Source organism: Plantactinospora sonchi, assembly GCF_036422035.1.
In the GTDB taxonomy this organism is placed as follows: Bacteria; Actinomycetota; Actinomycetes; order Mycobacteriales; family Micromonosporaceae; genus Plantactinospora; species Plantactinospora sonchi.
This window is the reverse complement of record NZ_JAZGQK010000006.1, coordinates 341160-366941: the sequence shown is the minus strand read 5'-3', so window position 1 is coordinate 366941 and position 25782 is coordinate 341160. Positions and strand designations below refer to the sequence as shown.

Annotated in this window: 23 protein-coding genes and 2 pseudogenes; 10 read left to right on the top strand and 15 right to left on the bottom strand. The window is 70.8% G+C overall.

Translation table 11 applies throughout. The features are described from left to right. Positions 1-86: 86 nt before the first annotated feature. Positions 87-599 (bottom strand): hypothetical protein, encoded by a 513-nt coding sequence (locus tag V1633_RS08100; protein WP_331213563.1) that lies wholly within the window; start codon positions 597-599, stop codon positions 87-89. Positions 600-722: 123 nt separating this feature from the next. Here V1633_RS08100 and V1633_RS08095 point away from each other — a divergent pair, with 123 nt between their 5' ends. Beyond that, complete coding sequence (locus tag V1633_RS08095; RefSeq protein ID WP_331213562.1) at positions 723-1046, top strand: nuclear transport factor 2 family protein; 324 nt, start codon at positions 723-725, stop codon at positions 1044-1046. On the opposite strand, the gene V1633_RS08090 is transcribed toward V1633_RS08095, so the two are convergent. Continuing rightward, the gene (locus V1633_RS08090; protein ID WP_331213561.1) at positions 1030-2340 is read right to left on the bottom strand and encodes an MFS transporter; all 1311 of its coding nucleotides are present in this window, start codon (positions 2338-2340) and stop codon (positions 1030-1032) included. The genes V1633_RS08095 and V1633_RS08090 overlap by 17 nt on opposite strands. A 128-nt stretch (positions 2341-2468) precedes the next feature. Here V1633_RS08090 and V1633_RS08085 point away from each other — a divergent pair, with 128 nt between their 5' ends. Continuing rightward, positions 2469-3416 carry a LysR family transcriptional regulator gene (locus V1633_RS08085; protein WP_331213560.1) on the top strand — a complete coding sequence of 316 codons (948 nt, stop codon included), beginning with the start codon at positions 2469-2471 and terminating at the stop codon, positions 3414-3416. 28 nt (positions 3417-3444) lie between these two features. Here the strand turns inward: V1633_RS08085 and V1633_RS08080 are convergent, their stop codons facing one another. Continuing rightward, positions 3445-3954, bottom strand: a complete 510-nt coding sequence (locus V1633_RS08080; protein ID WP_331213559.1) for a winged helix-turn-helix transcriptional regulator — start codon at positions 3952-3954, stop codon at positions 3445-3447. 80 nt (positions 3955-4034) lie between these two features. On the opposite strand from V1633_RS08080, the gene V1633_RS08075 reads away from it, so the two are divergent. The 3 genes from V1633_RS08075 to V1633_RS08065 all read left to right on the top strand — a co-directional run bounded on the left by V1633_RS08075 (position 4035) and on the right by V1633_RS08065 (position 6592). Next, positions 4035-4544, top strand: coding sequence for a pyridoxamine 5'-phosphate oxidase family protein (locus tag V1633_RS08075; protein WP_331213811.1), 510 nt, complete (start codon positions 4035-4037; stop codon positions 4542-4544). Positions 4545-4604: 60 nt separating this feature from the next. Beyond that, positions 4605-5795 (top strand): serine hydrolase domain-containing protein, encoded by a 1191-nt coding sequence (locus V1633_RS08070; RefSeq protein ID WP_331213558.1) that lies wholly within the window; start codon positions 4605-4607, stop codon positions 5793-5795. 89 nt (positions 5796-5884) lie between these two features. Then, on the top strand, positions 5885-6592 hold the full coding sequence (locus tag V1633_RS08065) for a class I SAM-dependent methyltransferase (RefSeq protein ID WP_331213557.1): 708 nt from the start codon (positions 5885-5887) through the stop codon (positions 6590-6592). 154 nt (positions 6593-6746) lie between these two features. On the opposite strand, the gene V1633_RS08060 is transcribed toward V1633_RS08065, so the two are convergent. The 3 genes and pseudogenes from V1633_RS08060 to V1633_RS08050 form a co-directional block, all read right to left on the bottom strand. Next, on the bottom strand, positions 6747-7739 hold the full coding sequence (locus V1633_RS08060; RefSeq protein WP_331213556.1) for a DUF6528 family protein: 993 nt from the start codon (positions 7737-7739) through the stop codon (positions 6747-6749). Between the two features lie 76 nt (positions 7740-7815). Further along, the gene (locus V1633_RS08055; RefSeq protein WP_331213555.1) at positions 7816-8976 is read right to left on the bottom strand and encodes a TolB family protein; all 1161 of its coding nucleotides are present in this window, start codon (positions 8974-8976) and stop codon (positions 7816-7818) included. Between the two features lie 194 nt (positions 8977-9170). Beyond that, a pseudogene (locus tag V1633_RS08050) lies at positions 9171-9656 on the bottom strand (SigE family RNA polymerase sigma factor); the annotation flags it as partial. A 138-nt stretch (positions 9657-9794) separates the two neighbouring features. On the opposite strand from V1633_RS08050, the gene V1633_RS08045 reads away from it, so the two are divergent. Further along, the gene (locus V1633_RS08045) at positions 9795-9962 is read left to right on the top strand and encodes a hypothetical protein (RefSeq protein WP_331213554.1); all 168 of its coding nucleotides are present in this window, start codon (positions 9795-9797) and stop codon (positions 9960-9962) included. Between the two features lie 70 nt (positions 9963-10032). Here the strand turns inward: V1633_RS08045 and V1633_RS08040 are convergent, their stop codons facing one another. After that, positions 10033-12228 (bottom strand): MMPL family transporter, encoded by a 2196-nt coding sequence (locus V1633_RS08040; protein ID WP_331213553.1) that lies wholly within the window; start codon positions 12226-12228, stop codon positions 10033-10035. Positions 12229-12329: 101 nt separating this feature from the next. Next, on the bottom strand, positions 12330-12869 hold the full coding sequence (locus tag V1633_RS08035) for a TetR/AcrR family transcriptional regulator (RefSeq protein WP_331213552.1): 540 nt from the start codon (positions 12867-12869) through the stop codon (positions 12330-12332). A gap of 158 nt (positions 12870-13027) precedes the next feature. Between V1633_RS08035 and V1633_RS08030 the strand changes: the two genes are divergently transcribed. Then, positions 13028-14032 (top strand): phosphotransferase, encoded by a 1005-nt coding sequence (locus tag V1633_RS08030; RefSeq protein WP_331213551.1) that lies wholly within the window; start codon positions 13028-13030, stop codon positions 14030-14032. Between the two features lie 94 nt (positions 14033-14126). Here the strand turns inward: V1633_RS08030 and V1633_RS08025 are convergent, their stop codons facing one another. The 3 genes from V1633_RS08025 to V1633_RS08015 form a co-directional block, all read right to left on the bottom strand. Next, a complete protein-coding gene (locus tag V1633_RS08025) occupies positions 14127-15665 on the bottom strand; it encodes an alpha/beta hydrolase (RefSeq protein ID WP_331213550.1) in 1539 nt (512 codons plus the stop codon). A gap of 141 nt (positions 15666-15806) precedes the next feature. Then, entirely contained in the window at positions 15807-16100 is a 294-nt protein-coding gene (locus tag V1633_RS08020) for a hypothetical protein (RefSeq protein WP_331213549.1), read from the bottom strand. Next, positions 16097-16450, bottom strand: coding sequence for an ArsR/SmtB family transcription factor (locus V1633_RS08015; RefSeq protein ID WP_331213548.1), 354 nt, complete (start codon positions 16448-16450; stop codon positions 16097-16099). The genes V1633_RS08020 and V1633_RS08015 overlap by 4 nt, the downstream gene beginning before the upstream one ends. Before the next feature lie 99 nt (positions 16451-16549). On the opposite strand from V1633_RS08015, the gene V1633_RS08010 reads away from it, so the two are divergent. After that, positions 16550-17026, top strand: coding sequence for a methylated-DNA--[protein]-cysteine S-methyltransferase (locus V1633_RS08010; protein ID WP_331213547.1), 477 nt, complete (start codon positions 16550-16552; stop codon positions 17024-17026). A gap of 84 nt (positions 17027-17110) precedes the next feature. Here the strand turns inward: V1633_RS08010 and V1633_RS08005 are convergent, their stop codons facing one another. From V1633_RS08005 to V1633_RS07985, 4 genes and pseudogenes are all read right to left on the bottom strand, one after another. After that, positions 17111-19222, bottom strand: a complete 2112-nt coding sequence (locus V1633_RS08005; RefSeq protein ID WP_331213546.1) for a heavy metal translocating P-type ATPase — start codon at positions 19220-19222, stop codon at positions 17111-17113. 73 nt (positions 19223-19295) lie between these two features. After that, positions 19296-20003, bottom strand: coding sequence for a hypothetical protein (locus V1633_RS08000; protein ID WP_331213545.1), 708 nt, complete (start codon positions 20001-20003; stop codon positions 19296-19298). Positions 20004-20012: 9 nt separating this feature from the next. Further along, positions 20013-21201 (bottom strand): annotated as a pseudogene (locus V1633_RS36925) (inositol-3-phosphate synthase). Between the two features lie 23 nt (positions 21202-21224). Beyond that, positions 21225-21890, bottom strand: a complete 666-nt coding sequence (locus V1633_RS07985) for a PadR family transcriptional regulator (RefSeq protein WP_331213544.1) — start codon at positions 21888-21890, stop codon at positions 21225-21227. Positions 21891-22083: 193 nt separating this feature from the next. Here V1633_RS07985 and V1633_RS07980 point away from each other — a divergent pair, with 193 nt between their 5' ends. Continuing rightward, positions 22084-22563, top strand: coding sequence for a DUF5318 domain-containing protein (locus V1633_RS07980; protein ID WP_331213543.1), 480 nt, complete (start codon positions 22084-22086; stop codon positions 22561-22563). A gap of 692 nt (positions 22564-23255) precedes the next feature. Then, positions 23256-25721, top strand: coding sequence for a transglycosylase domain-containing protein (locus V1633_RS07975; protein WP_331213542.1), 2466 nt, complete (start codon positions 23256-23258; stop codon positions 25719-25721). Positions 25722-25782 lie beyond the last annotated feature (61 nt).

Sequence of the window (25782 nt, the reverse complement as noted above, 5' to 3'; positions counted from 1 at the left end):
CAGAGTGAGGGTTGGACACGACACGAGGGCACGGTCGAGCGCAGGTGGGGGTGGAGGAAGCAGAGTGGTGGGTTGACGGTTCGGGTCTAGTACGTCTCGACGAGGACGCTCGTCTCGCTCAGCGCCTCGATGACGAAGATCTGGGCACCGGTCGCGATCGGGCGCTCGGCTTTGGCGTTGAGTTTCACCGGTTGGCCGGCGATCCGTACCCGTACCTCGCCGTAGCCGGCGGTGGGGATCGGGCTGACCACCACACCGAGTGCGCCGACCAGGTCGTTGCGGGTCGGGGTGGCGTCGGTGCGCATGTTACGGGCCGCCCGGGAGATCCGGGAGGCGAGCCAACCGGCCGGGACCGCCGCCAGGGTGCCCAGCGCTCCGGCCGCCACGATCGGGCCGACGCCACCGCCGCCGATGAGTTCGTTGGCGATGGCGCCACCGAAGCCGAGGACGCCGGCGAAGCCGGCGATCGCCTCCAGGCTGACCGGACCGTCGATGTCCGGGTTGCCGATGTGGGCGAGCTCGGTGCCGAGCAGGGCCAGCGCGAGCACCGCGACGCCCGCCCCGCCGATGATGAGGAAGATCAGAGTCCCCGCTGCCACGACCTGAAAGGTAGCTGACAGTGGCAACTGCTCCGGGCGGTCGGACAGTGGCAGGATCGGTGCGGGGCCAAGCTCGATGATCGCGGTCCATGCCGTACCGGATGTGACTGAGGGGTGTCGGGTGTGAATGATCGGGTACGTCGACACACCGAGCTGTTCAACGCCAGCTTCCGGTCCGGTGACTGGTCTCCGTTCCTGGCCACCTTCACCGAGGACGCGGTGATGAGCTTCGGCGGGGTGCCGGTCGGACCATTCCACGGTCGGGCCGCGATCGCCGAGGCGTACGCCCGGCAGCCGCCGACGGACACGATGCGGGTCGACTCGGTACGGTCCGAAGGGGACACCGACCTGGTCCGGTTCGCCTGGTCGGCGGGCGGTACGGGAACGATGCGGGTGTGCTGGCGGGATGACCAGGTCGTCGGGCTGACCATCACGTTCGACTCCTGAGCCGTGGTCTCGGCGCGAGCCGTCGCCGTTCGTGGCCCGGTCGCCCGGGTCCCCGGTACGGGTGCCGCTCGTCGTCGGGTGGCGGGGCGGAGCTCTCGCGACGGGGCAGCAGCAGCGGGCTGGCGAGGATGAGCAGTCCCGCGACGGTGATGGCGGTGCGTGGGCTGGTGGCGTCGGCGAGCAGGCCACCGAGCGCGCTGAGGACGGCGATGGTCGCGCTGCTGCTGATCGACCACGCCGACAGGGTCCGGGCGGTGCGGTGCGCGGGTGTGTGCGTGAGCCGGTAGGTGGCGAGTACCGGGTTGTACAGGCTCATGCTGACGATGATCGCGAGTTCGACCGCGATCACCGTCACGAGACCGGCGACACCGGGTTGGACGAAGGCGAGACCGATCAGCCAGACCGCGCGCAGCGTTCCTACCGTACGGAGGATCCGGTGTTGCCCGTGCCGCGCCACGACACGGCGGGCGAGGCGTGCGCCGACGAGTCCGCCGAGGCAGGGAACGGCGAAGACGAGGCCGTACTGCCAGGGTGGCACGGCCAGCTCGCCGAGCATGAGTACGGCCAACAGCGGCTCCGTGGCCATGATCAGGCCACCGACGACCAGTTGGTTGAGGTAGAGCGCGCGCAGCCCGGGATGGGTCAGGAGATGCCGCCAGCCGTCGAGTACCTCGCCGGCCCGGAGGCGGTGTCGACCGGCTCGCCGCGGGTGGTCTTCCCGGGCGCGGATCGCGGTGAGGCAGAGCGCGGACAGCAGGTAGCTGACCGCGTCGGCGATCACGGTGGTGACCGGGCCGAACAGGCCGACCGCCGCGCCGCCCAACGGCGGGCCGACCGCGATGGAGCTCCACGTCGTCGACTCGAACCGGGCGTTGGCCACGAGCAGGTCGTCGGCACGGACGAGGGTTCTGAGGTAGGCACCGCCGGCCGCGTTGAAGGCGATCCGGGCGGCGGCGGCCACGGCCGAGACGACCAGCAGCTGGGCGAAACTGAGCCGGCCGAGGGCGTACCCGACGGGGATCGTCATCATGACCGCGAACCGGGCCAGGTGCATCGCGATCATCACCGGCCGCCTGCGGTGGAATTCCACCCACGGCCCGAGCGGCAGGGCGATCAGCGCGCCCACCGCCGGCCCCACCGCGGCGAGTACGGACACCTGGCCGGCGCTGGCGTCCAACACCAGTACGGCGATCAGCGGCAGGGCGCCGAACCCCAGCCCGGAGCCGTAGGCGCTGACTGCGTAGGACGTCCACAGCCATCCGAACTGCCGACCCGGGGACCGTGTCGCGGCCACGCCCACCCCCTGCTCTGATCACAACCGGCCGTTGACCGTGGCGATCAGAGCAAAGGGCGGGCAGGCAGATCAAACAACGGGATGGTCGGCGAGTCACAACCGGAAGTTGTGAAGGTAGGCTCCGCTCCGTGGATCTCGACGCCGTGCGTACCTTCGTCGCCGCCGCGGATGCCGGTCAGTTCCAGGAGGCCGCCGACGCGCTGTCGATCACCCAGCAGGCCGTCTCCAAGCGCATCGCCGCGCTGGAGAAGGACCTGGAGGTACGGCTGTTCACCCGTACGGCTCGCGGCGCCCAGCTGACCGTCGACGGCCAGGCGTTCCTGCCGCACGCCCGGGAACTGCTCCGGGTCGAAGCGCGCGCCGACGCCTCGGTACGCCCCGGTCGGCGGGCCCTCCGGATCGACGTCCACAGCCGACGCACCGCGCCGGCGGTGCTGCTCCAGGACTTCCACCGTACGCATCCGCGGATCGAGCTGGATGTCGTCACCCTCGACGCCGACGTCCACGGTGCGACCGCAGCCGTCGAGGCGGGGACGGTCGACGCCACCTTCCACGCCGTCACCGTGCCCACGCACCTGCTGCCGCACGCGATCAGGACCGCCCGGGTGATCGACGAGCACCACGAGATCCTCGTCGGGCCACGGCATCCGCTCGCCAACGCCCGTGCGGTCACGCCCGCACAGCTCGTCGAACACCGGATCTGGATGCCCGGCATGGCCGACGGCACCGAGTGGGCCGCCTACTACGACGAACTCGCCGCCGCGTTCGACCTCACCATCGACCGGGTCGGGCCGGCCTTCGGGAACGAGGTCCTGCTGGCCGAGATCGCCGACTCCGCGGAACTGGCGACGCTGGCCGGGGAACGTACGCGGTATCTCTGGCCGGACAGCTACGACCTGCGGCGCATACCGGTACGTGAGCCGGCACCGGTCTACCCGATCTCGCTGATCTGGCGCGACGACAACCCGCATCCCGCCCTCGCCGAGCTGCTCGAGCACCTCGACCGTCGGCGGGTGCGGAAGCCCGACGCCGACGTCTGGCTGCCGGAGTGGGCACGGCGATCACCCGCGGAGTGATGCCCGCGGTAGATCCGCGCGAGCGGGTTCAGCCCGTTTCCGCGATCGCGGCCTCGTACGCCGCCTGCAGTTCGGCGAAGACAGACGGGGTGCCCGGCGGCCGGGGGATGCCGAGGTGCTGCTCGCGCAGTTCGTCCATGAACCGGTCCCACAGCTCGGGGCCGCCCTGCTCGAGGAGTTCGGCGCGGACGGAGAGTTCGTGGCTGGCGGGCATGTGTCGGCGGCCCCAGGAGCCGAGCGCCGCCATGACCGGTACGAGTTGCACGCCCGCCTCGGTGAGGCTGTAGCGGATCTTCTGACGGTGCGTCTGGTCGTCGACGCGCCAGAGAAGGCCGTGAGCGACCAGCCGGCGGAGCCGGTCGGCCAGGATGTTGGAGGCGATTCCCTCCTGGGACCCGGTCAGCAGCTCGCGGAAGTAGTGCCGGTTGCCGAACATCATGTCGCGCAGCACGACCAGCGACCACCGGTCGCCCATCACCTCGACCGCGAGGTTGATCGGACATCCCGACCGGTGCGTCGGCTCTTGAACGTCAGCCATCGGTTCTGATTGTACTTTGCAATCGGCGGTGCTAACGTCACGCCGACCACTTGCGTTCTGCAATCAGCCTCGGGAGCGTGATGGAGCCGACAAGCACGAGCCTCGACCGTCGCTACAGTGACGAGAAGGCCGAGGCGGTGACGTGGACCGAGGCCGAGGCGAGGCTGGCCGGGGCGGAGGTCGCCTGGATCGTGACCGTGCGGCGCGATGGTCGTCCGCACGCGACACCGATGGTCCCGGTGGTACTGGACGGAAAGGTCTACTTCCACACCGGCGACACCGAGGTGAAGTACGCCAACATCCAGGCCAACCCGCAGGTGATGGTCCTGGCCGGCGACACGGCCTGGGAACGCGGCCTCGACGTGGCCATCGAGGGAACCGCCGTCGCGGTGACCGACGAGGCACTCCTTCGACGGCTCGTCGAGCTCTACCGCCGGCGTTGGGACGGCCGTTGGCAACTCGCCGTCAAGGATGGTGCCCTGGCGCCGAAGAATCCCGGTACCGAGCCTGTCGTCTTCGAGGTGACACCGAGTGCGGGGCACGGCAACGCCAAGGGCGACCCGTTCGGCCACACCACCTACCGCTTCTGACACAGCGCACGACACAGCCCGGAAACAGGCAACAAAAACGGTGAGGAGAGGGCGAGACAGATGACCAGTGGTGGCTTCTCGGCGAAACGGCTGGCTCGGGTACGACAGCAGCTCGAGCGTAACGTCGATTCCGGCTTCGTCCCGGGTGCGATGGCCGTCCTCGCCCGCCACGGCGAGGTGCACGTCGAAGCGACGGGCTACCTCGCGTTCGAGGGCACCGGGTCGAAAACGCCGATGGCGGGCGACACCATCTGGCGTACCGGCTCGATGACGAAGCCGATCGTCGCCGCGTGCGTCATGACGCTCGTGGAAGACGGCACACTCCGCCTCGACGACCCGGTCGACGACCTCCTTCCGGAGCTGGCGGACATGACGGTGCTCGCCGACCCCGACGGGCCACTGGACAACACCGTGGCGGCGAACCGTCCGATCACGCTGCGGGATCTGCTGGCCAACACCGCCGGCACCGGCGTGGTCCCGGCCGAGCCGGGAACGGTCCCGATCGCCGACGCGCTGGACGCACTCAGCTACCCGTCGCCGGACGAGTGGATGCGCCAGCTCGGCGCGCTTCCGCTCGTCCACCAACCCGGTGAGCGCTGGATGTACGACATCGCCTCCAACGTGACCGGCGTGCTCATCGCCCGGGCCACCGGCATGTCCTTCGGGGAGGCGCTGCGCGAGCGGATCTGCGATCCGCTCGGGATGAAGGACACCGCGTTCAACGTGGGCGGCGAGAGCATCGAGCGGTTGGCGACGGCGTACGAACGCGACAACGCCCCCACCGGTGAGTCGGTCGTCGAAGACGCCCCCGACGGGCGGTTCAGCCGGCCGCGGGCGTTCGAATCCGGCGGTGGCGGGCTCGTCTCCACCGCCGACGACTACCTTGCCTTCGCTTCGGCGCTGCTCGCGGGCGGTACCCACCACGGCGAGCGGGTGCTGTCGCGGCCGTCGGTGACGCTGATGACCAGCGACCAGCTGACCCCGGAACAGAAGGCGGTCTCCGGGTTCTGGCCGGGATACTTCGACACCATGGGCTGGGGTTTCGGGATGTCGGTCCGTACCCGCCGTACCCACCTCGGCCCCTCGGTCGGCAGCTACGGATGGTCCGGCTTCTACGGCAGTGCCTGGTACAACGACCCGGCCGAGGACCTGACGGCAATCGCGGTCATGCAGCGGGCACACGCGGGCGACCAGAGAATGCCGATGTGGAGCGACTTCTGGACCGCCGTCTACCAGGCGATCGACGACTGACCGCAGGCCGGCGGGCCGCCACGGGGGCGGCCCGCCCGCGTGCACCGACGGAACCGGCGTCAGCTCGTCCGGTGGTCCACACTGGTCCGATGGGCGCCGTCGAGCATCGCGGTCAGATCGCCGAGGTACGCCGCCGACTCGTGCGGAACGGGCCGTCGTGGACTCGGCCCCACGAGCGCGACTTCGAGACGGTGGCGTTGCCCGAGGTCGACTGCGACCTGCTGCGGGACCTGTTGATCGCCGAAGGCGTGGCAACGGTTGTCGAGGTCGGGCTCGCGTACGGCAGCTCCGCCCTGGCGATCGGGGAGGCGCTGGTCGCCGTCGACCGACCGGAGCCGCGGCACGTCATCATCGACGCGTACCAGGAGAGTGCCTGGTCCAACGTCGGCTGGGAACTGATGCGTTCGGTGGGACTCGACCGGAACGCCCGGCTCCTGACCGTGCAGTCGTCCCTCGTGCTGCCACAACTGCTCGCCGAGGGACTCGTCGCCGACGCGGCGTTCGTGGACGGCAGCCACCGGTTCCACGAGGTTTTCGTGGACCTCTACTTCCTGCGCAAGATCGTCCGGCCGGGCGGGCTGGTCGTGCTCGACGACGACTGGACGCCGTCGGTGCGGACCGCCGCCCGATACTACGAACGGAACCTGGGCTGGACCGCGCTGCCCGACGCGTTCGACGGTGGGACGCTCCGGCACATCGGCGACGACCCGACCGCCGGGTCGGTGCCGCGCTGTCGGGCGTACCGGCTGCCCGACGCCCTGGTCGAGCCACCCTTCGAGGCGTTCCAGCCGTTCTGACCGACGCCTGCCGCCGGACCTGCGCATCGCTTGTGTGCCAGGCCACTTCGGCAGCGCGGCGGCCGCTTCGACGTGAACCGCGCCGGACGGGGTCTGCGACGGGTCACCGGTAGCGGCGCGTCGGTCCGCACCGTCGGTCACCGGTGGCGGTCGCTCACTCGAAGGCGGTCGTCCAGTTCCGGACCTTGTAGAACTCGGCGCCGGAACGGGTCTTCGCCTCGGTGGCGGTGCCGGCGGCGTCGAAGAACTGCACGGTCGGGCTGCCCCAGGTACGGGAACCGGTGTTGTCGCCGCGTACCCAGGCCCGCTCGCCACCGGGCGTCTGGTTGACGTACGCCTTCACCCGGGTGGTGCTGGAGATCCTGGTCAGGGTACGGCTGCTGGTGTTGACCGAGAAGACGCCGGTGGTGTGGGTGATCAGCAGCGTGTTCGGGTCGGTGTACGACGGCTGCAGGTCGTGCCCGAGGTTCGGCGTCACCACCCCGTCCGAGTTGGTGTACGTACCGAGGCTGATCGCGGTGCCGGTCGCGGCGAGCCGGGTGTTCCGGTACGTCCCGTTGACCTTGTACGACACCAGCCTGCCCTCGCCGATCGCCCAGACGTACCCGTTGGTCGGGTCGTGGAGCACGCCGTGCGCGCCCGGGAACGAGATGGTCTGCACCAGGGCGAGGGTGCCCGGGTCGCTGATCGCGGTCGGTGAGTAGAGCTTGAGGGTGCCGCCCGAGCTGGCCACCACGATCGAACCGTTGTCCGGGATCCGTTCGATGGCGTGCGGGTTGCCGCCGGGGGTCGCCTGCCACAGGATGTCGGCGGTGGTGGCCCGGGGCTGTCCGCTCTTCACGTCGATGATCGCCGCTCGTCCGCCCGATGCGGTGACCAGCGCGACGGTGCCGAACGCGGCGGTGGCGCGGATCCGTACGTCGGAGAGGTTCTGCCAGGCGCCGGACGTGGTGCCCGGGGTGAACTGCCAGTGCAGGTTGGCGTCGGTCCACGCCACGTTCCGGTTCCAGACCAGCACCCGGTTGCTGACCTGCTCGGTGGTGGCCAGGTAGTAGTCGTCGGCCGCGGTGGCGGGACCGGCGGTGCCGACGGCCGTGGTGGCGGCCACCGCCGTCGTGACGAGAGCGGCCAGGATCGCGGTGCGCATGAGTCCTCCCCAGGGGGTCATCGCGACAATAGTCTTTGTCGATGCACCTTGGGTAGAAACTTTCCTTCAGTGTCGGTCAGTTCGGTACGACAAGAACCTTGGCCTTGACGAAGTCCCGGGGAAGGGGCAGGCGCTGGATCTCCACACCCTTCAGGTCGATCAGCACCGCGGCCGGGATCGCGTCGTCGTCGAAATCCAGGTAGAGCAGCCGGTCGTCGCGGACCCAGGTGACGTCGGCGCTGGGCAGCCTGCCGACCGACCTGCCCGTTCCGACGTCCACGAGCTGCGGCGAGTTGGCGGCCTGCACCGCCAGGTACCGCCCGTCCGGGGACCAGGAGGTCGTGCCGGAGACGCTGCCGGGGACCGGTACGACCCGGATCGGTGCGCCGTCGTCGGCAGCGAAGATCTCCATCTGGAACTGGGGGCGTTTCGCCTTCGGGTCCGGGCCCGGGTCCGACGGGATGCCGAACTGCGGCAGGGCGACCTCCCGGCCGTTCGGCAGCCAACTGAACCGGCAGATGTCGGTGCAGTGCTGTCGGTTGGAGACCGGGAACTGCCGGAACGAGCCGTTCGCGGGGTCCAGGATTCCGAAGCGGGCCCCGCCGGGCTGCTTGTCGAAGATGGTGACCAACAACTGACTGCCGTCCCGCGACCACTGCGGGCTCAGGATCGCTCCGACCGCGCTGGTCCACCGCACCTCGCGGGTGCTGAGGTCGAGCAGGCCGATCTCACTCGAACCGGCGTTCCGCTGCACCGCCACCAGCGAGCCGCGTGGCGCGGGCAGGACCTGCTGGTAGTCCTTGCCGAGGCTGACGTACCGACCGGCGGTGCGGTCGTAGACCCAGGAGCCGGGGACGATCGGGGCCGAGACGGCGAGTGCGATCCACCCGCCGGGCAGCACCAGCGGGCCGTTCTGCCAGTCCTTCCGTACCGGCGGCACCGGGGACGGGTCGGGGATCGGCGGCAGGGCGTCGGTGGTCAGTTCGGGAGCCTCGGACTCCTCGGGCGCGGCGGCGACCGCAGTGGGAGGCGGTTCCGTCTCGGGCCGCAGCCAGACGTACGGCGCGGCGATGGCGGCGATCGCGACCAGCATCGCCGCCGTGGCACCGGCCCGCCGCCGGCGACGGACCCGCCGACCCCGGCTGATCACCCCGGCCACGAAGTCCGGCGACTGGTGCGGGTCACCCGCGAGTTCGTGTACGGCCTCCCGCAGTACCCGTTCCGCGTTCCCGCTCATCGGTAGACCTCCGCCCGCTCGACTGGTGCCGTCCGCTCTTTCCGCTGGCCCACCAGCTCCGGTCGCCGTACCGGGGAGGACCCGTCCCCGGTGGCCGGGCCGGCGGTCTGCCGTTCGGTGGTCGCCTTCCGATCCGTCGCGTCCCGGTCCGGGGCGTCGCCGCGCTCGGTCCGCTGTGCCAGCTCGGCGAACTCGGGGACGAGGTCGCGGAGCTTGGCGAGGGCTCGGGACGCCTGGCTGGCCACGGTGCCCGGCCGGCAGCCGAGCATGGCCGCGGTCTGCTCCACCGTCTGGTCCTCCAGGTAGCGCAGCACCAGCACGGCCCGTTGCCGGGGCGGCAGTCGGCGCAGCGCGTCCCGGAGCAGCATCCGTACCGCCGTGTCGTGGTCGAGTTGTCCGGCGGCGACCGCCTGTCGTTCCGGCACCTCGGCGACGGTCACCTCGGACCGTCGGCCCCGGCGCCGCCACAGCGAGACCTGGTCGTGGTAGAGGATCTGCCGGACGTACGGCTCGGCGTCGCCCCGGATCCGGGGCCACCGGGCGTACGCCTTGGCCAGCGCGTTCTGCAGCAGGTCCTCGGCGGCGTACCGGTCGCCGGCGAGGGCCTGGGCGACCCGGAGCAGCACGTCACCCCGTTCATGCACAAACTGGGTGAATTCCTCCTCGGACGTCCGTCCCACGACTCACCTCCCCCCTGCAGAGACGCTCTGGCCCGGGAGAAGTTTGCCTCGCTCGGACAGATATCCGGGCCGGTGGTGACCTGCGGCTCTGCACCGGAGAGTACGGGCGCACCGCTGCCCTGCCCGGTGCCGGTCGGCGTGGCCGTTTTCGCCCACGGCATCACCCGGGCGATACGACCGATCGCCGAGTTGACGCACCGGATCCGGCGGTGGACCGAGTTCGACCGGGGCGGCCACTTCGCGGCGTTGGAACTGCCCGACGAGTTCGTCGACGACGTACGGGCGTTCTTCTGGGATCTGCGCTGACCGGCGGCTGCCGGGCCGCCGCCGCTACGACGGCACCCGACAGCCTCCGGTGATCCGGATGACGCGCCGGTCAGACGCGGGAGAGTTCCGGCTGCTCCGCCTCGGTCGTGCCCAGGTGGTGGCGCAGCCGCTCACCCTCGATGTCCACGCTCGGCAGGATCCGCGCCAGCCAGCCCGGCAGCCACCAGGCGGCCCGACCGAGCAGCGACATCACCGCCGGGACGATGGTCATCCGGACCACGAACGCGTCGATCGCCACCCCGATCGCGAGGGCGAAGCCCATCGACTTGATCACGGGGTCGTCCATCAGGACGAAGCCGGCGAAGACCGAGGTCATGATCAGCGCGGCGGCGGTGACCACCCGGCCGCCGTGGCCCATCCCGTTGACCGTGGCCTGGGTCGGGGTGTCGCCGTGCACGAAGTCCTCCCGCATCCGGGAGACCAGGAAGACCTCGTAGTCCATCGCCAGCCCGAACAGGATGCCGATCAGCAGGATGGGCAGGAAGCTGACCAGCGGCCCCGGGGTGTCCAGGCCGACCAGGTCGGCGAGGTGACCCTGCTGGAAGATCAGCACGGTGAGGCCGAAGGTGGCGCCGACGGTCAACAGGAAGCCGAGCGCTGCCTTCACCGGCACCAGCACCGACCGGAAGACCAGCATCAGCAGCAGCACCGACAGGCCGACGACCAGCAGCAGGTACCACGGCATGGCGTCGGCGAGCTTCTCCGAGACGTCGATCCCGACCGCGGTCTGGCCGGTGAGTGCCACCTCGACGCCGTCCGTGCCGTCGATCGCGGCGACCCTGGCCCGGAGGTCGTGCACCAGCGTCTCGGTCGCCGGATCGGTCGGGCCGGTGGTCGGGATGACCGCCAGCAGGGCCGTGCGCTGGTCCCGGCTCGGATTCGGCGGGGCGACCGCGAGCAGGTTCGGCGTACCCTGCACGGCCGCGGCGACCTGCTGGGCGGCGGCACCGGTCCGTTCCGCCGAGTCGCCGGAGACCACCAGCACCAGGCGGTTGTTGAAGCCCGCCCCGAAGCCCTCGGTGATCAGGTCGGCGGCCGCCCGCTGCGGCGTACCCACCGGGGCGCTGCCGTGGTCCGGCAGCGCGACCCGCATGTCGGCGGCCGGGATGGCGAGCGCGCCGAGCCCGAGCACCGAAACCAGGATCACCGGTACCCGCAGCCGGATGACCAGTCGTGCCCAGCGGAAGCCGAAGCCCTCGGACCGGCCGGTGTAACCGCCGTCCGTCGTCGCCGTACGCAGCCGGCGCGGCAGCACCCGGCGACCGGCGAAGCCGAGCAACGCCGGGAGCAGGGTCAACGCGACCAGTACCGCGACCGCCACGGTGCCGGCCGCGGCCAGCCCCATGATGGTCAGGAACGGGATGTTCACCACGGCGAGCCCGGCCAGCGCGATCACCACGGTCACCCCGGCGAAGAGCACCGCCGAGCCGGCGGTACCGATCGCGCGTCCGACCGCCTCCTCCGGCTCCAGCCCCTCCAGCAGGTTCTGCCGGTAACGCGAGGTGATGAAGAGCGAGTAGTCGATGCCGACGGCCAGGCCGAGCATCAGGGCCAGGATCGGTGCCGTGCTGGTCAGGTCGACGACGCTGCTCAGCGCGTACAGGCCGGCCATCCCGGCGCCGACGCCGAGCAGCGCGTTGAGCATGGTCATCCCCGCCGCGACCAGCGAGCCGAGCGTCACCACGAGGACCACCAGGGCGATCACCACACCGATCGCCTCGGTGCCGCCGACCTCGGGCGGGCCGGACATCACCTCGCCGCCGTGCTCCACCCGCAGCCCGGCCGCCGTCGCACTCTCGCCACTTTTCTCGTACGCCGCACGCTGCGCCTCGGTGACCCCGTCGGCCCGCTCGGTGAACTGGACCTGGATCAGCGCGTACCGGCGGTCAGGGGAGACGGCGCCGGCGGTGAACGGGTCGAGCGCGCCCACCACACCCGGCAGGGTCGAGGCCTCCTTGACCAGAGCGGCGACGGCCGGCTGGTGCTGCGGGGTGGTGAGCTGCTGACCCTCGGGCGCGGCCACCACGATGGTGCCGGTCGCGCCGCTCGCCTCCGGGAACTCCCGTTGCAGCGCGTCGATCGCCCGCTGCGACTCGGTGCCGGGGATGGAGAAGTTGTTGGAGGTCGGGCCCATGAGCGCCACCGCCGCGCCGCCGAGCGCGGCCAGTGCGACGAGCCAGAGGACCACGACGAGCCGGCGGCGCCGGAACGAGGCCCGGCCGAGCCGGTAGAGGAGTGTCGCCATGTCGCTTCCTTGTCGGGGGGTGGAGCGCCTTCGGAGATGGGGTGGAGCGGCTTTCGGAGGTACTGCGGTGGTGGCTTTCGGAGGTGGCTGCGGTGGTGGTGTCAGGCGCCGGTGACCAGCGCGCGTCGGGCGACCTGGACCAGTGCCCGACGGAGTTCTTCGGCGTTGTCGTCGGGGCAGTCGATGACCACCGCGGTGATCCCGGCGAGCAGCACCTGGGCGGCGATCTGCGCGGCCGGGTCGGTCGAGCGGCCGGCGAACGTGGCGACCAACCGGGTGGTGGCCGGCTGCAGGTCCGCGAAGGCCGGATGTTCGAGCAGGTGCGGCATGTCGTCGTAGATCAGCGCGACCTCGCGCCGGTACCTCAGCACGAGGTCGACGAAGCCTTCGATGGCGGTCTCCCGCGCGGCGGCGGGGTCCAGACCGTCGAACCGGGCGTCGAGGCTGGCCAGGTCCCGGGCGGCCGGGGCGACCAGGGCGACCAGGATCGCCTCCTTGCTGTCGAAGTGGTAGAGCAGGGTGGCTTTCGAGCAGCCCACCTCGACCGCGATGTCGTGCAGTGACGTGCCCTTGAAGCCGGCGTGCGCGAACTGCCGGGCCGCCACGGCCAGGATCTCGTCGCGGGTTCTGCCGCGCGCCATCCCACCACCTCCTCCGACCCAGGGTGCCTGACCGATCGGTCAGAAACTAACCGATCGGTCAGAGTGTGAGCCGGGTAACCCGAACGGGTTTCCGGTTCCCGGCCAGACTGCCGGTAAACGGGATGATCGGGGCAAGGCGGTTCCACTACCGTGCGCGGATGGACGCCTCCCGCACCCGCGCCTTCGCCGACACCGACCAGTTGACCGCCGTGGTCCGGGCCGCCCTCGGTACCGCCCGCACCATCAGTACGGTGGCCCGGCTGCGCGGCGGCACCAAGAAGGGCGTGTACCGGCTGACCCTGGACGACAACTCCACGGTGGTCGCCTACGTCTGGAGCCCCGAGGAGAACTTCTGGCCGACCGCCACCCGGGACGCCGACGGTGCGCCGCGCCAGCGGATGCTCGCCGACGCCCCCGACAGCGTGTTGTTCGAGGCCGCCACCGCCGCCTACGCCCGGATCGGCGTACGGGTGCCCGAGGTCCACCTGCTCGACCGGAGCCGACAGTGGTATCCGGCCGACATCGCCCTGGTCGAGGACATCCCCGGGGCGAACCTGGAGCAGCGGTTGGCGGACGACCCGGAGGCGGCGGCCCGTACCGTCGCCCGGTTGGCCGAGGTGCTCGCGGTGATGCACGAGCACCGTGGCGCGTACGTCGGCAAGGTCGCGGTGGCCGGCTCGGAGTCACCCCCGTTGCCGTCGGCACTGGACGTGGTACGGAGCTGGGCGCTCAAGGACCTCGCCGAGGCGGCCGGGCGGGACGAGCGGATCGCCCGGGAACGGTCCCGGCTGACCGACCTCGTGCACGAGCTGGCCTCGGCGATCGAGCCGCGTACGTCGTACGGGCTGATCCACGGTGAGCTCGGTCCGGACCACGTCCTGGTGGACGCCGCCGGTGAACCGGTGCTGGTCGACATCGAGGGCACCATGTTCTTCGACGTGGAGTGGGAGCACGTGTTCCTGCGGATCCGCTTCGGCGAGCACTATCCGCTGCTGCGGCCGGACGGCCTGGACGAGCGGCGCCTGCGGCTCTACCAGCTCGCCCAGCACGTGTCGCTGGTCGCCGGCCCGCTGCGGCTGCTCGACGGCGACTTCCCGAACCGGGAGTTCATGCTCGGCATCGCGACCCACCACACCGAACGGCTGCTGTCGTTCCCGTCGTAGCGGCGTCACACCGGGCTGCGTCACACCGGGCGACGCCGGGCCGGGCTCGGACGCTCCGTCTCCGGAACGCCGAGCCCGGTCGCTTGCCCGCTGACTACCCGGCGGAGGCGGCCGGTGCCGGTTCGGCGGCCGGGCAGCGCGTACCGTGGGCCGGCACCGTCAACCGGATCAGGTAACGGTCCACGGTGTCCCTCGTGCACGACGTGGCGTTGTAGACGCCGTGGCCGGCGCCCTCGTAGCTGAGCAGTACAGCGTGCCGGCCGAGTTGCCGAGCCACGCTGGTGGCCCAGTCGTACCCGGTGACCGGATCGTGCACCGCGTTGAGCAGCAGGAGTGGCTGCCCGGTCCGGATCCGTGGCCGGTGCTGCGGGTGGTCGGCCGGGGGCGTGCCGAGGCAGGACTCCACCCCGGCCAGCGCCCGGGGGTACGGCAGATCGGACCCGATCCGGGCCATCTCCCGGAGCCGGGCGGCGTACTCCCGGTAGTCCCGGATCGGCAGGTTCCAGTCCTGGCAGAAGATCGGCATCGGATTGGCGGTGGTCGGTGCCGTCCGCCCGGTCGGAACACCGTCCCGGGCCTGGCCGACCGGGGCCGGGCCAGTGGTGCTCAGCGTGTTGATCGTCCGCGCCAGCGCGGGGTAGTCGGGATCGTAGAGCGGGCGTACCGCCAGGGCACCGCTGAGCGCGTACGGGGTGAGCGCGGCCGACGGGTTCTGCGGGTCGGGCAGTTCACCGCGCCCTGCCCGGTCCATCAGGTCCGCCCAGACCGCCTGGATGTCCTGCCCGTACAGGGCGCAGTCCTCGGTCCGGTCGCACCAGGCCACGAACGCGTCGAACGAGTCCTGCGCGGCTGCGGTCTGGGTGTGCAGGAACTCCCGGGTGCCCAGACTGTGGTCCATGACGCTCTCCAACGCCATCGCCCGGACCCGGTGCGGAAAGAGCTCCGCGTACCGCTGACCGAGCAGGCTGCCGTAGGAACTGCCCTGGTACGTCAGTCGCTCCTCGCCCAGAGCGGCCCGTACGGCGTCCAGGTCCCGGGCCATGCTCGACGTGTCGACGTGGTCGAAGACCGGCCCGGTCCGCTCTCGGCAGTCCTGCCACAGCCTCCGGTTGTACGCCACCGTGTTGTCGAAGTCGGCCTGACTGGTCAGTACCGGCGCGGGCCGCTGGTCGAGCAACCCGGTCGAGCAGCGCACCGGGCTGCTGGCGCCCACGCCACGCGGGTCGAAGCTGACGATGTCGAACCGACGCTGGAGTTCGGGGCTGAACCGCCGGAAGTTGTCCGGGTCGGCCACCCGACTCACCCCGGAGTCCCCGGGACCGCCGGGGCCGAAGAACAGGGTCCCCACCCGGTCGGCCCGTTCGGGCGCGGTACGCCGGGCCAGCGCCAGGTCGAACGTCGGTCCGTCCGGGTGGTCCCAGTCGACCGGTACCGCCAGGGTGCCGCACTGCGCGGTGGCGTCCTGGGCGCACGGCTGCCAGCTGATGCTCGGTGACGTCGGGACCGCGCGGGACGCTGCCGTGCCCGCCCCGGGGAAGCCGAGCAGTCCGGTGACGGTGACGGCGGCGAGCAGGGTCGTGCCCCAGGCGGTCGTCCGGGCGGTGACCCGGACCGGTTTGCTTCTGGGCAGCATGAAGTGCTGTCCTTCCCGTTGAAGGAGTGTCGCGTGGAGAACTCGCCAATGGGCGAGGTGGTGCTTCTTCCTCCTGGGCCGCCGAGTTGGCGCTCGGCGGCCCAGGGCCGGGCGGTCCCGCGCCCGGACGGTGAGGAGCGGTTACTCGACGTCCTTGAGGACCCGTTCGAGTGAGGTCATCCGGGACTCCATCGCGGCGAGGCGTCCGCCGAGTTCGGCCAACTGGCGCTCGGTGCCCTCCTGGGTACGGACCGCCGCCTCGGCGAGTGCCTTGTATTCACCCTCGCGTCCGGCCGCCATCTTGGCCCGCACGGTGCGGGAAACCTGGATGATGACCGTCAGGATCACCGCGATGATCAGGACAAAGAGGCCGACGACTCCGACGATCTCGGTCCAGTCGTCCGTGTTCATGGCCGTCCAGTCGTACTCGTTCACAATCCCGTCCCCTCCTTGCTGTCCCGTCCATCCGGCTCCGGCAGGCTCAGCGTGCGCGCCGCTGCCTCCACCGCCTCCGGCGTCAGCCGGAAATCGAACTCGTTGACCTCGTAGAACTTCATTGCCTTCCCGTCCTCGGACAGCTCGAGGTGTGACGACACCAGGCCGGCGGCCTCCAGCTTGCGGAGATGGACCTGCAGCAGCGCCCGACTGATGTCCAGGTCGCGAGCCAGCTGGCTCACGTAGTTCCGTCCCCGGACCAGCGCCGCGACGACCCGCACCCGGTGCGGGTTGGCCAGCGTGGCCAGTACCCGGATCAGGTCATCGCCGGTTGGGCCGGCCCTGCTCATAACGAAATCCTGCACATGCCAAGAAAAGTTAGCAGGTGCATACCCGCGTTGCAACCGATGGCCGGGCTGACCGGGACGGCCGGGGTGGAGAATGGGCGGATGCGGTGGACCGTGCTCGACACACCGATCGGGGAACTGTCCGTCGGCGTTGACGACGTCGGCGTCTGCGGCGTGCGCTTCGGACCGGTCGAGACGACGGACGGACCCGCCGATCCGGCGCTCGCGGCGGTGGTCGCCGAGCTGCGGGCGTACTTCGCCGGTGAGCTGACCGGGTTCACCGTGCCCCTGCACGTCCGGCAGGGCTCCGCCTTCGAACGGGCCGTCTGGGCCGAGATGGCGACGATTCCGTACGGCGAGACCCGGACGTACGGCGAGGTCGCGGCGGCGGTGGGCGACCCGGGCGCGGCCCGGGCGGTCGGGGTGGCCTGCAACCGCAACCCGATCCCGGTGATCGTGCCCTGCCACCGGATCGTCGGCGCCGGCGGAAAGCTGGTCGGCTTCGGTGGCGGCCTGCCCCGCAAGCGTCATCTGCTGGAACTGGAGGCCGGCGTGGCCTTCCAACGCGCCTGGGCCTGACTCCCACCGGACCTGACGGTTGCCGGGCCCCGACTCCCACCGGACCTGACGGTTGCCGGCCTGGCCTCGCCCGAGCCCGGCCGCCTACCCGTCCGGGGCCAGTCGCACCCGGCGGAGCAGCTGGGCGTTGAGCGCCACCACGAGGGTCGAGCCGGACATCAGGATCGCGGCGACGGCGGGGCTCAGTGCCAACCCGGCCCAGGCGAACACCCCGGCGGCGAGCGGAAGTGCGACGACGTTGTAGCCGGCGGCCCAGGCCAGGTTCTGGACCATCTTCCGGTACGCGGACCGGGACAACCGGATCACGCCGGTCACCCCGCGCGGGTCGGACGAGGCCAGCACCACCCCGGCCGACTCGATCGCCACGTCGGTACCGGCGCCGATCGCGATCCCGACGTCGGCCCGGGCCAGGGCCGGTGCGTCGTTGACCCCGTCGCCGACCATCGCCACGGTCAGCCCGCGATCGCGCAGCTCGGTCACCTTGCTGTCCTTCTCCGCCGGCAGGACCTCGGCGAAGACCTCGTCCACGCCGGGCCGGAAGCCCAGCTTCGCGGCGACCGACTCGGCCACCGGTCGGGCGTCGCCCGTGATCATGGCGATCGAGCGGATGCCCTGTCGTCGCAGTTCGGCGACCGCCTCGCGCGCCTCCGGGCGTACCTCGTCCTCCAGGGCGAGCGCACCGAGCATCCGGGGGCCGGTGTCGTCGAGGCGTACCAGGTAGAGGACGGCGGCTCCGCGCGCCGACCAGTCGGCACCGACCCGGTCGAGCTCCTCCCCGGTACGGGCGGGAAGTTCGCGCAGCAGGGCCGGGCCGCCGACCGCGTACTCCCGCCCCTCGACGGTGGCCCGGACACCCCGGCCGGGCAGTGAGCGGAAGTCCGTCGCGGACGCCGTACCCGTCCGGTCGGCCGCGGCGGCGACGATGGCCCGGGCCAGCGGGTGCTCGCTGTCGGCCTCGACCGCGCCGGCCAACCGGAGCACCTCGTCCTCCGCCCGGCCGCCGTGGGGTACGTCGAGATCCGGGCCGGCCGCGACCGCGGTGACGGTGTGCGCGCCCCGGGTCAGGGTGCCGGTCTTGTCGAAGAGCACCGCGTCCACGGTGCGCATCCGTTCCAGCGCCAGCCGGTCCTTGACCAGGATGCCGGCCTTCGCGGCCACGGCCGTGGAGAGCGCGATGACCAGCGGGATCGCCAGGCCGAGCGCGTGTGGGCAGGCGATCACCAGCACCGTGACGGTACGTACCACCGCCTGGTCGACGTCGCCGAGCGCCGTCCACACCACGAAGGTGACCGTGGCGGTGGCGGTGGCGAGGTAGAACAGCCAGGCGGCGAAGCGGTCGGCGAGCACCTGGGCCCGTCCGCTGGACTGCTGGGCCTGGGCCACCAGCCGCTGGATGCCGGCGAGCGCGGTCTGCTCGCCGAGCGCGTCGACCCGGACCCGGATCGCCGAGTCGGTGGCCACACTGCCGGCGACCACCCGGTCCCCGGTCTGTTTCGGCACCGGCCGCGACTCGCCGGTGATCATGGATTCGTCGAGTTCGGCGCCGCCGTCGACGATCGGGCCGTCGGCCGGTACCCGGGCGCCCGGGCGGACCAGCACCAGGTCACCGACCTGTAACTCGGCCAGCGACACCCGGTGTACGGCACCGTTGTGGTCGACCCGCTCGGCGTCGTCGGGCAGCAGTGCGGCCAGCGCGGCCAGTGCGCCCCGGGCCTGACCGATGGCCTTCATCTCCTGCCAGTGCCCGAGCAGCATGATGGTGACCAGGGCGGCCAGTTCCCACCAGAAGTCCAGGTCGAACGCGCCGAGGCTGGTGGCGAGCGAGGCGACGTACGCGACGGCGATCGCCATCGAGATGAGCAGCATCATGCCGGGTGCCCGGTCCCGGGCCTCCCGGACGGCGCCGGTCAGGAACGGCCAACCGCCGTAGAGGAAGACGACCGAACCGAGCACCGGCCCGACCAGCGACATGCCGGGGAAGTCGAGCGAGTAGCCGAACCAGTCCATCACCATGTGACTGGTGGCCACGATCGGCAGGGTCAGCAGCAGACTCAGCCAGAACTTCCGGCGGAACGCGGACGGGTCGTGACCGGCGTGCTTGTCGTGCCCGCCGTGCTGCCGGTGCCCGCCGTGCTGCCGCTGGTCACCGTGGTGCCGCTGGTCACCGTGTCCGTGCTGGTTCCGCCCGTCGCGCATGCCGACCGCCCCCTCCGGACGACAGCATACCCCCCGGGGGTAAAGGTGAGCGGGGTTGACGGGAGCGGTGTGTTCAGTCCGGGGCGGGCAGGCAGCCGCCGTCGGCGATCCGGGCGCCGATCTCGACCGTGGACCCCGACTCCCCGTGGCTGCCGAACACACACGCGTGCCCGGTCCAGCCGGCGAAGAGCAGACCGTCACCGGCGGACGCGTCGAGCCGCCCGGGTGGGCGTACCACGATGTCGGTCAGCGGGGTCCGGCCGAGCGCCCGGGTGAGCGCGGCGGCGTCGTAGCGTTCCTGCTTCCGCAGCCCGTCCAGGACGTCCTGGACCTGGCGGGCGCAGACCGTCGCGTCACCGGCCGCCGCCTGGCCGAGCTGACCGCGGATCCGGTACGTCTTGTTGGCCTGCTCGTTGCGGCCGAACTGCTCGGCCAGCTCCTGTTCGGTCGGCGGACGGACCGTCCCGGTGGCGCCGAGGTCCGGCACCGGTGCGTCGGTCACCGGAATGCCCGCGGTGCTGCTGCCCGGGGTGGTGCCGGGCGAACCGACCGGTGCCGGAGTCGGCGAACACCGGTAGGGCGGTGTCGACCGGACCGGCGGCGCGACGGTGGCGTCCGGGCTGGCCGGTCCGGCGGTGACCCGGACGGTCCGGGTGCCGGCGGTCGGGGTGCCGGACTCCGCACAGCCGGCGAGCGCGCCGAGCAGGCCGATCGCCAACAGCCCGGAGAACAGCAGCGGGGTCGGACCGTTCCCGGTCCGACCCCGCGTGCCGTACGTCATCTCAGCGGCTCAACGCTCGACCTTGCCGGCGATGAAGTCCTCGACGGCCTGGTGGGCGTCGTGGTCCGCGTACTGCTCCGGCGGCGACTTCATGAAGTAGCTCGACGCGGAGAGGATCGGTCCACCGATCTTCCGGTCCAGGGCGATCTTGGCAGCCCGGACGGCGTCGATGATCACACCGGCCGAGTTGGGGGAGTCCCAGACCTCGAGCTTGAGCTCGGCGTTCAGCGGGGTGTCGCCGAACGAGCGACCCTCCAGCCGGATGTAGGCCCACTTGCGGTCGTCGAGCCACGGCACGTGGTCCGACGGGCCGATGTGCACGTCGCTCTTGCTCATCTCGTGCGGGATCTGGGAGGTCACCGACTGGGTCTTGGAGATCTTCTTCGAGACCAGCCGGTTGCGCTCCAACATGTTCATGAAGTCCATGTTGCCGCCGAAGTTGAGCTGGTAGGTGCGCAGCAGCTCGACGCCGCGGTCCTCGAAGAGCTTGGCCAGCGCGCGGTGCACGATGGTGGCACCGACCTGGCTCTTGATGTCGTCGCCGACGATCGGCAGCCCGGCGTCGGTGAACTTCTTGGCCCAGACCGGGTCGGAGGCGATGAAGACCGGCAGCGCGTTCACGAAGGCGCAGCCGGCGTCGATCGCGGCCTGGGCATAGAACTTGTCCGCCTGCTCGGAGCCGACCGGCAGGTACGACACGACCACGTCGACCCGGGCGTGGGGGCGGGGCCGGGCGGCGGGGCCCCGCCCCACGGCGGGCGACAGGGCCGTGGCCCCCGGGGGGGCCCCCCCCGGCCCGGCCCCCCCCCCCCCCGCCGCCCGGGGGGGGGGGGGGGGCGGCCCCCCCCTCGACCGGCTCACGGTCGGACTCCTGGACGATCTCCCGGTAGTACTGGCCCAGACCGTCGAAGGTCGGACCGCGCTGCACGGTGACGCCGGTCGGCGGCACGTCGCAGAGCTTGATGGTGTTGTTCTCGCTGGCGACGATCGCCTCCGCGAGGTCCATGCCGACCTTCTTGGCGTCGACGTCGAACGCCGCGACGAATTCCACGTCCGAGACGTGGTAGTCGCCGAAGGTCACGTGCATGAGACCCGGGACGCGGTCGTTGGGGTCGGCATTGCGGTAGTACTCGACGCCCTGGACCAGGGACGAGGCGCAGTTACCCACACCGACGATGGCGACGCGGACGGAGCCCATCGCGTTTGCCTCCTTTGTGTTCATCACGGCCGCTCCGGCTCATTCCTGGACTGCCCAGGCGGAGGCGGGATGTTCTCTTCTGACGACCCCGGGACGGTGCCCGGGGAACCCGGGACGGTGCCCGGGGTGGACCCTGCCGGGGCCCGGCCGGAGCGCTCGTTGGCGATGAGCTCCTCCAGCCAGCGCACCTCACGCTCGCAGGCGTCGAGGCCATGGCGTTGCAGTTCGAGGGTGTACGCGTCGAGTCGTTCGGCTGCCCGGCTCAACACGTCGCGCAGACCCTCGCGACGCTCCTCGACCTTGCGGCGACGGCCCTCCAGGATCCTGAGCCGGGTCGCGCGGTCGGTACGGGCGAAGAACGCGAAGTGGACGCCGAACCCGGTGTCCTCGTAACTCTCCGGGCCGGTCTGGGCGATCAGCTCGGCGAAACGTTCCTTGCCCTCTGCGGTGATTTTGTAGACGACGCGGCCGCGTCGACTGGTCAGTGCCGGGATCTCCTCGGCGGTGGCCGGCGCCTGGCCCGCCTCGGTGATCCAACCGGCCGCCTGCAGCCGGCGCAGGGTCGGGTACAACGAGCCGTAACTGATGGCCGCGCGGATTGCCCCGAGTTTGGCGGTAAGTTCCTTGCGGAGCTCGTAGCCGTGCATCGAGGACTCCTGCAGCAGGCCGAGAATGGCGAGCTCAAGCATGAGCGCCCCTTTCTCGTCCTGATGAGGATCCGACCACCTGGTCGGGACCGTCGTGGCCGACTCGATGTATCGGCCCGATACATCGCACCGTAAACCCTCGGCGACGGTGAGGCAAACCCTCACACCGCACAATTTCAACTACTCTCAGTGACGATGGTCGCCTCGTCCGGCCGGACCGGTTACCCTTCACCGCATGCGTACGCAGCGCCAGGTCGTCGACTACTCGCTCCAGAAGCGAGCGCTGCTGCGTGAGGTGCACTCGGGCCGGGTCGGCACGTACGAGGTCTGCGACGCGTCGCCGTACCTCAAGAACGCCGCACGATTCCACGGCGAACCGACCGAAACGCTCTGTCCGGTCTGCCGCCGCGAGAATCTCACCCACGTGCACTACATTTACGGTGATGAGCTCAGGCAGTCGGCCGGTCAGGCCCGCACCCGCGCGGAGTTGTCGGTGCTGGCGATGACCCTGCGTGAGTTCCAGGTGTACGTGGTGGAGGTGTGCCGCGGCTGCGACTGGAACCATCTCGTCGAGCAGTACCTGCTCGGCCGGGACGGCGTACCCGCGGGCGATCCGGGCGACGCGCCCGGTGGGACCGCGGTCGGCGCGGCGGTGGCGGCCTCGGCGACGACCGGTGGCTCGTCCACCCGCCGAAGGCGCGAGGCAGGGCGGTGACGGTGGCTCGTCTCCCCGGTTTCGGGAATCTCCGGCTCGGGTGGGGCGAGTATCACGTAGCGAACCGGAAAAGTCCGGTTATTTCCGATGTTGCGCCACTCGAAGATCGGCGTGTCCGAGTCTGGATGTGGCGTGTTCTAGCTCACGGCAACCCGGTGGTGGCGCGTACGCCCATCACCGCGACCGGCAGGGTGTGACGAATGAACTCGTACGGCGATCCTAGTTCCGCGCGCGGACGGGGCCAGTTCCCGGATGCGCGCGGTGACCACGGAGCAGCGGACGATCCATACCAGCGCCCGTCCTGGGACGACCAGGCCGCCGCGAGCCGTCGCTCGGCGCGCGACGGCGACCGGGGCGGCTGGCCAGCGAACGGCGGCCAGCCTGACGGCCCGTCGGCCCGGGCCGGCGCGAGTGGTCGTGCCTCGGCCGGCCGCGCGACGCCCGGTCGGGCGCCTGGAGTGGGTCGGGCCGCGCCTCCGGTGTCACCCGCCGCCGGCTCGGCCTCGGTCGGCTCGGCTTCGGTCGGCTCGGCTTCGGTCGGCTCGGCTTCGGTCGGCTCCGCCTCGCCCGGTCGGGCGAGGGTCGGCGGCCGGGCCGGGGTCGGTGGCGCGGCCGTCCCGAACGCGTCCGGCTCGGGCGGTGGATACGGCGCGGGTCGCTCCGGCGGTCGGGCGAGTGTCGGTGCCGCCTCGGTGAGTGGCGCGGGCGCCGGTGGCGCCGCAGGTCGGGCGACGGTCGGCCGGGCCGTGGTCCCGGTCTCCCCGGCCGGACCGGGTGGACCTGGTGGACCCGACGGCCCCGACGGGCCGACCGGTCCCGGTCGACGCGGTCGGCGCGGTGCCGGCGACGCGGACCCGGCGGCGGTACGCCGGGCCAAGAAGCGCAAGCGGATGAACATGATCATCGCGGCGTTCGCGGTGTTCATCATCCTGACCGGCGGTGGCGTGGTCGGCGCGACCTGGTACTCGACCAAGATGGTGATGCCGGACGAGCTGCCGTTGCCGGTGGCGACGACCGTCTACGCCTACAACAACAAGGACGTCATCGCCAAGCTGGGTGACCAGAACCGGCAGATCGTCACCATCCAGCAGATCCCGCTCGAGGTGCAGCGGGCGGTGGTCTCGGCCGAGGACCGGAAGTTCTACGACCACGACGGCGTCGACTACGTCGGTATCGCCCGGGCCGCCTGGAACAACTTCACCGGTGGCAGCAAGCAGGGTGCCTCGACCATCACCCAGCAGTACGCCCGTAACGCGTACGAGGAACTGAAGGACGACAGCTACCAGCGCAAGGTCAAGGAGGCGGTCCTCGCCTCGAAGCTGAACGACCAGCTGAGCAAGGAACAGATCCTCCAGCACTACCTGAACATCGTCTACTTCGGCCGTGGCGCGTACGGCATCGAGATCGCCGCCCAGACCTACTTCGGCAAGTCGGCCAAGGACCTGAAGGTGGAGGAGGGCGCGGTCCTGGCCGCGCTGATCAAGCAGCCGGAGCCGGACAAGTCCACCGGGCACAAGGGATACGACCCGGCGGACAACGAGGCAGAGGCCAAGGGCCGCTGGGACTACGTCCTCGGAGGCATGGTCGAGAAGGGCTGGCTGTCGGCCGCGGAGCGAGCCACGCTCCAGTACCCGAAGGTGAAGCCGAGGAAGAACGCCAACGAGGCGTTCGGTGTCGCCACCCCCCGGGGCAACGTGATCAACTACGTCAAGGCCGAGATGGCGCAGAAGGGCATCTGCACCATGGGCCCGACCGAGCCGAACGGGAAACCGAACTGCTCCGAGGCGCTCCGCGACGGTGGTTTCAAGATCAGGACGACCATCGACTGGAAGATGCAGAAGGCGGCGGAGGACGCCGCACAGCGCAAGACCGGCTCGGAGATCAAGGGGCAGCCGTCGAACCTGATGGCCGCGATGGCCGCGATCGACCCGAAGACCGGCCGGGTGCTGGCGTACTACGGCGGTGACAGTGGCGCCGGCTACGACTACGCCGGGCTCAACACCGACAGCTCCGGATACCTGAGCGGTGGGCATCCGCCGGGTTCGAGTTTCAAGATCTACACGCTGGCGGCGGCGATCAACGAGGGCATCTCGATCGACTCGCACTGGGACTCGACCGACTACAAGGTGCCGGACACCGAGATCGAGATCGAGAACGCGGGCCGCCAGCCCCGGTGCGCGAAGTGGTGCACGCTCGAACAGTCGACGATCGATTCGTACAACGTGCCCTTCTACCACATCACCGAGAAGATCGGCGCGGACAAGGTCCTGAAGATCGCCAAGGACGCCGGCATCAACACGATGTGGGAGACCAAGGACAACCCGCCGAAGGTGCACGACCTGACGAAGGAAGACCCGGAGGACCTGACCCCGTCGCCGTTCTTCAACGTGCTGGCCTACGGCCAGTACCCGGTCACCGTGCTCGACCACACGAACGGGCTGGCCACGCTCGCCAACGGCGGCGTCTACAACAAGGCCCACTTCGTCTACTCGATCGAGCAGCAGAACAAGGAGACCGGCAAGTGGGAGCGGAAAGACGGCGAGAAGCGCGATCCGAAGCAGCGGATCAAGAAGGAGGTGGCCGACGAGGTCACCTCGGTGCTGAAGAAGCTGGGCGCGGTCCAGCTCGGCGGCCGCGAGGCAGCCGGTAAGACCGGTACCTGGGAATACAGCAAGACCGAGTTCAACGCGCACGCCTGGATGGTCGGCTACACGCCACAACTCGCGTCCGCGGTCTGGGTCGGCAGCAAGGATTCCAAGAGACCCGAGATCAAGGACAAGAACGGTCGCAACATCAACGGTAGCGACCTGCCGGCCAGCATCTGGAACCGCTTCATGAAGGAAGCGCTCCAGGGCACGCCGCTGGTGGCTCTGCCGGACTCCAAGCACATCGGTGACAAGGACGCCGGCAACGGCACCGAGCCGCCGCCGCCCCCACCGAGCAACCCGGGCGGTCCGCCCGGTGGGCCGGGTGACTGCCAGGGCCCGAACCCCAGCCCGCTCTGTCCCGGTGGACCCGGTGGCCCGGGTGGCCCGGGTGGACCAGGAGGTCCCGGTGGACCAGGTGGTCCCGGGGGTCCCACTGATCCGGACAATCCCGGCGGCGGCATCGTCGTCCCACCGCCAGGCGGCGACGATCGCAACCGGACCGGCGGTTAACCGCCGGTCGGAACGGACGGCCATCGTCGGCCGGTAACCAGACAAACAGCAGTCGCGGGGG

Bases quoted from the DNA above. Each gene is read 5' to 3' on its own strand.
- V1633_RS08080 (WP_331213559.1), bottom strand. From the start codon at position 3,954: ATGGCTGACGTTCAAGAGCCGACGCACCGGTCGGGATGTCCGATCAAC.
- V1633_RS08075 (WP_331213811.1), top strand. From the start codon at position 4,035: ATGGAGCCGACAAGCACGAGCCTCGACCGTCGCTACAGTGACGAGAAG.
- V1633_RS08070 (WP_331213558.1), top strand. From the start codon at position 4,605: ATGACCAGTGGTGGCTTCTCGGCGAAACGGCTGGCTCGGGTACGACAG.
- V1633_RS08065 (WP_331213557.1), top strand. From the start codon at position 5,885: ATGGGCGCCGTCGAGCATCGCGGTCAGATCGCCGAGGTACGCCGCCGA.
- V1633_RS08060 (WP_331213556.1), bottom strand. From the start codon at position 7,739: ATGCGCACCGCGATCCTGGCCGCTCTCGTCACGACGGCGGTGGCCGCC.
- V1633_RS08055 (WP_331213555.1), bottom strand. From the start codon at position 8,976: ATGAGCGGGAACGCGGAACGGGTACTGCGGGAGGCCGTACACGAACTC.
- V1633_RS08040 (WP_331213553.1), bottom strand. From the start codon at position 12,228: ATGGCGACACTCCTCTACCGGCTCGGCCGGGCCTCGTTCCGGCGCCGC.
- V1633_RS08035 (WP_331213552.1), bottom strand. From the start codon at position 12,869: ATGGCGCGCGGCAGAACCCGCGACGAGATCCTGGCCGTGGCGGCCCGG.
- V1633_RS08030 (WP_331213551.1), top strand. From the start codon at position 13,028: ATGGACGCCTCCCGCACCCGCGCCTTCGCCGACACCGACCAGTTGACC.
- V1633_RS08025 (WP_331213550.1), bottom strand. From the start codon at position 15,665: ATGCTGCCCAGAAGCAAACCGGTCCGGGTCACCGCCCGGACGACCGCC.
- V1633_RS08015 (WP_331213548.1), bottom strand. From the start codon at position 16,450: ATGAGCAGGGCCGGCCCAACCGGCGATGACCTGATCCGGGTACTGGCC.
- V1633_RS08010 (WP_331213547.1), top strand. From the start codon at position 16,550: ATGCGGTGGACCGTGCTCGACACACCGATCGGGGAACTGTCCGTCGGC.
- V1633_RS08005 (WP_331213546.1), bottom strand. From the start codon at position 19,222: ATGCGCGACGGGCGGAACCAGCACGGACACGGTGACCAGCGGCACCAC.
- V1633_RS08000 (WP_331213545.1), bottom strand. From the start codon at position 20,003: ATGACGTACGGCACGCGGGGTCGGACCGGGAACGGTCCGACCCCGCTG.
- V1633_RS07985 (WP_331213544.1), bottom strand. From the start codon at position 21,890: ATGCTTGAGCTCGCCATTCTCGGCCTGCTGCAGGAGTCCTCGATGCAC.
- V1633_RS07980 (WP_331213543.1), top strand. From the start codon at position 22,084: ATGCGTACGCAGCGCCAGGTCGTCGACTACTCGCTCCAGAAGCGAGCG.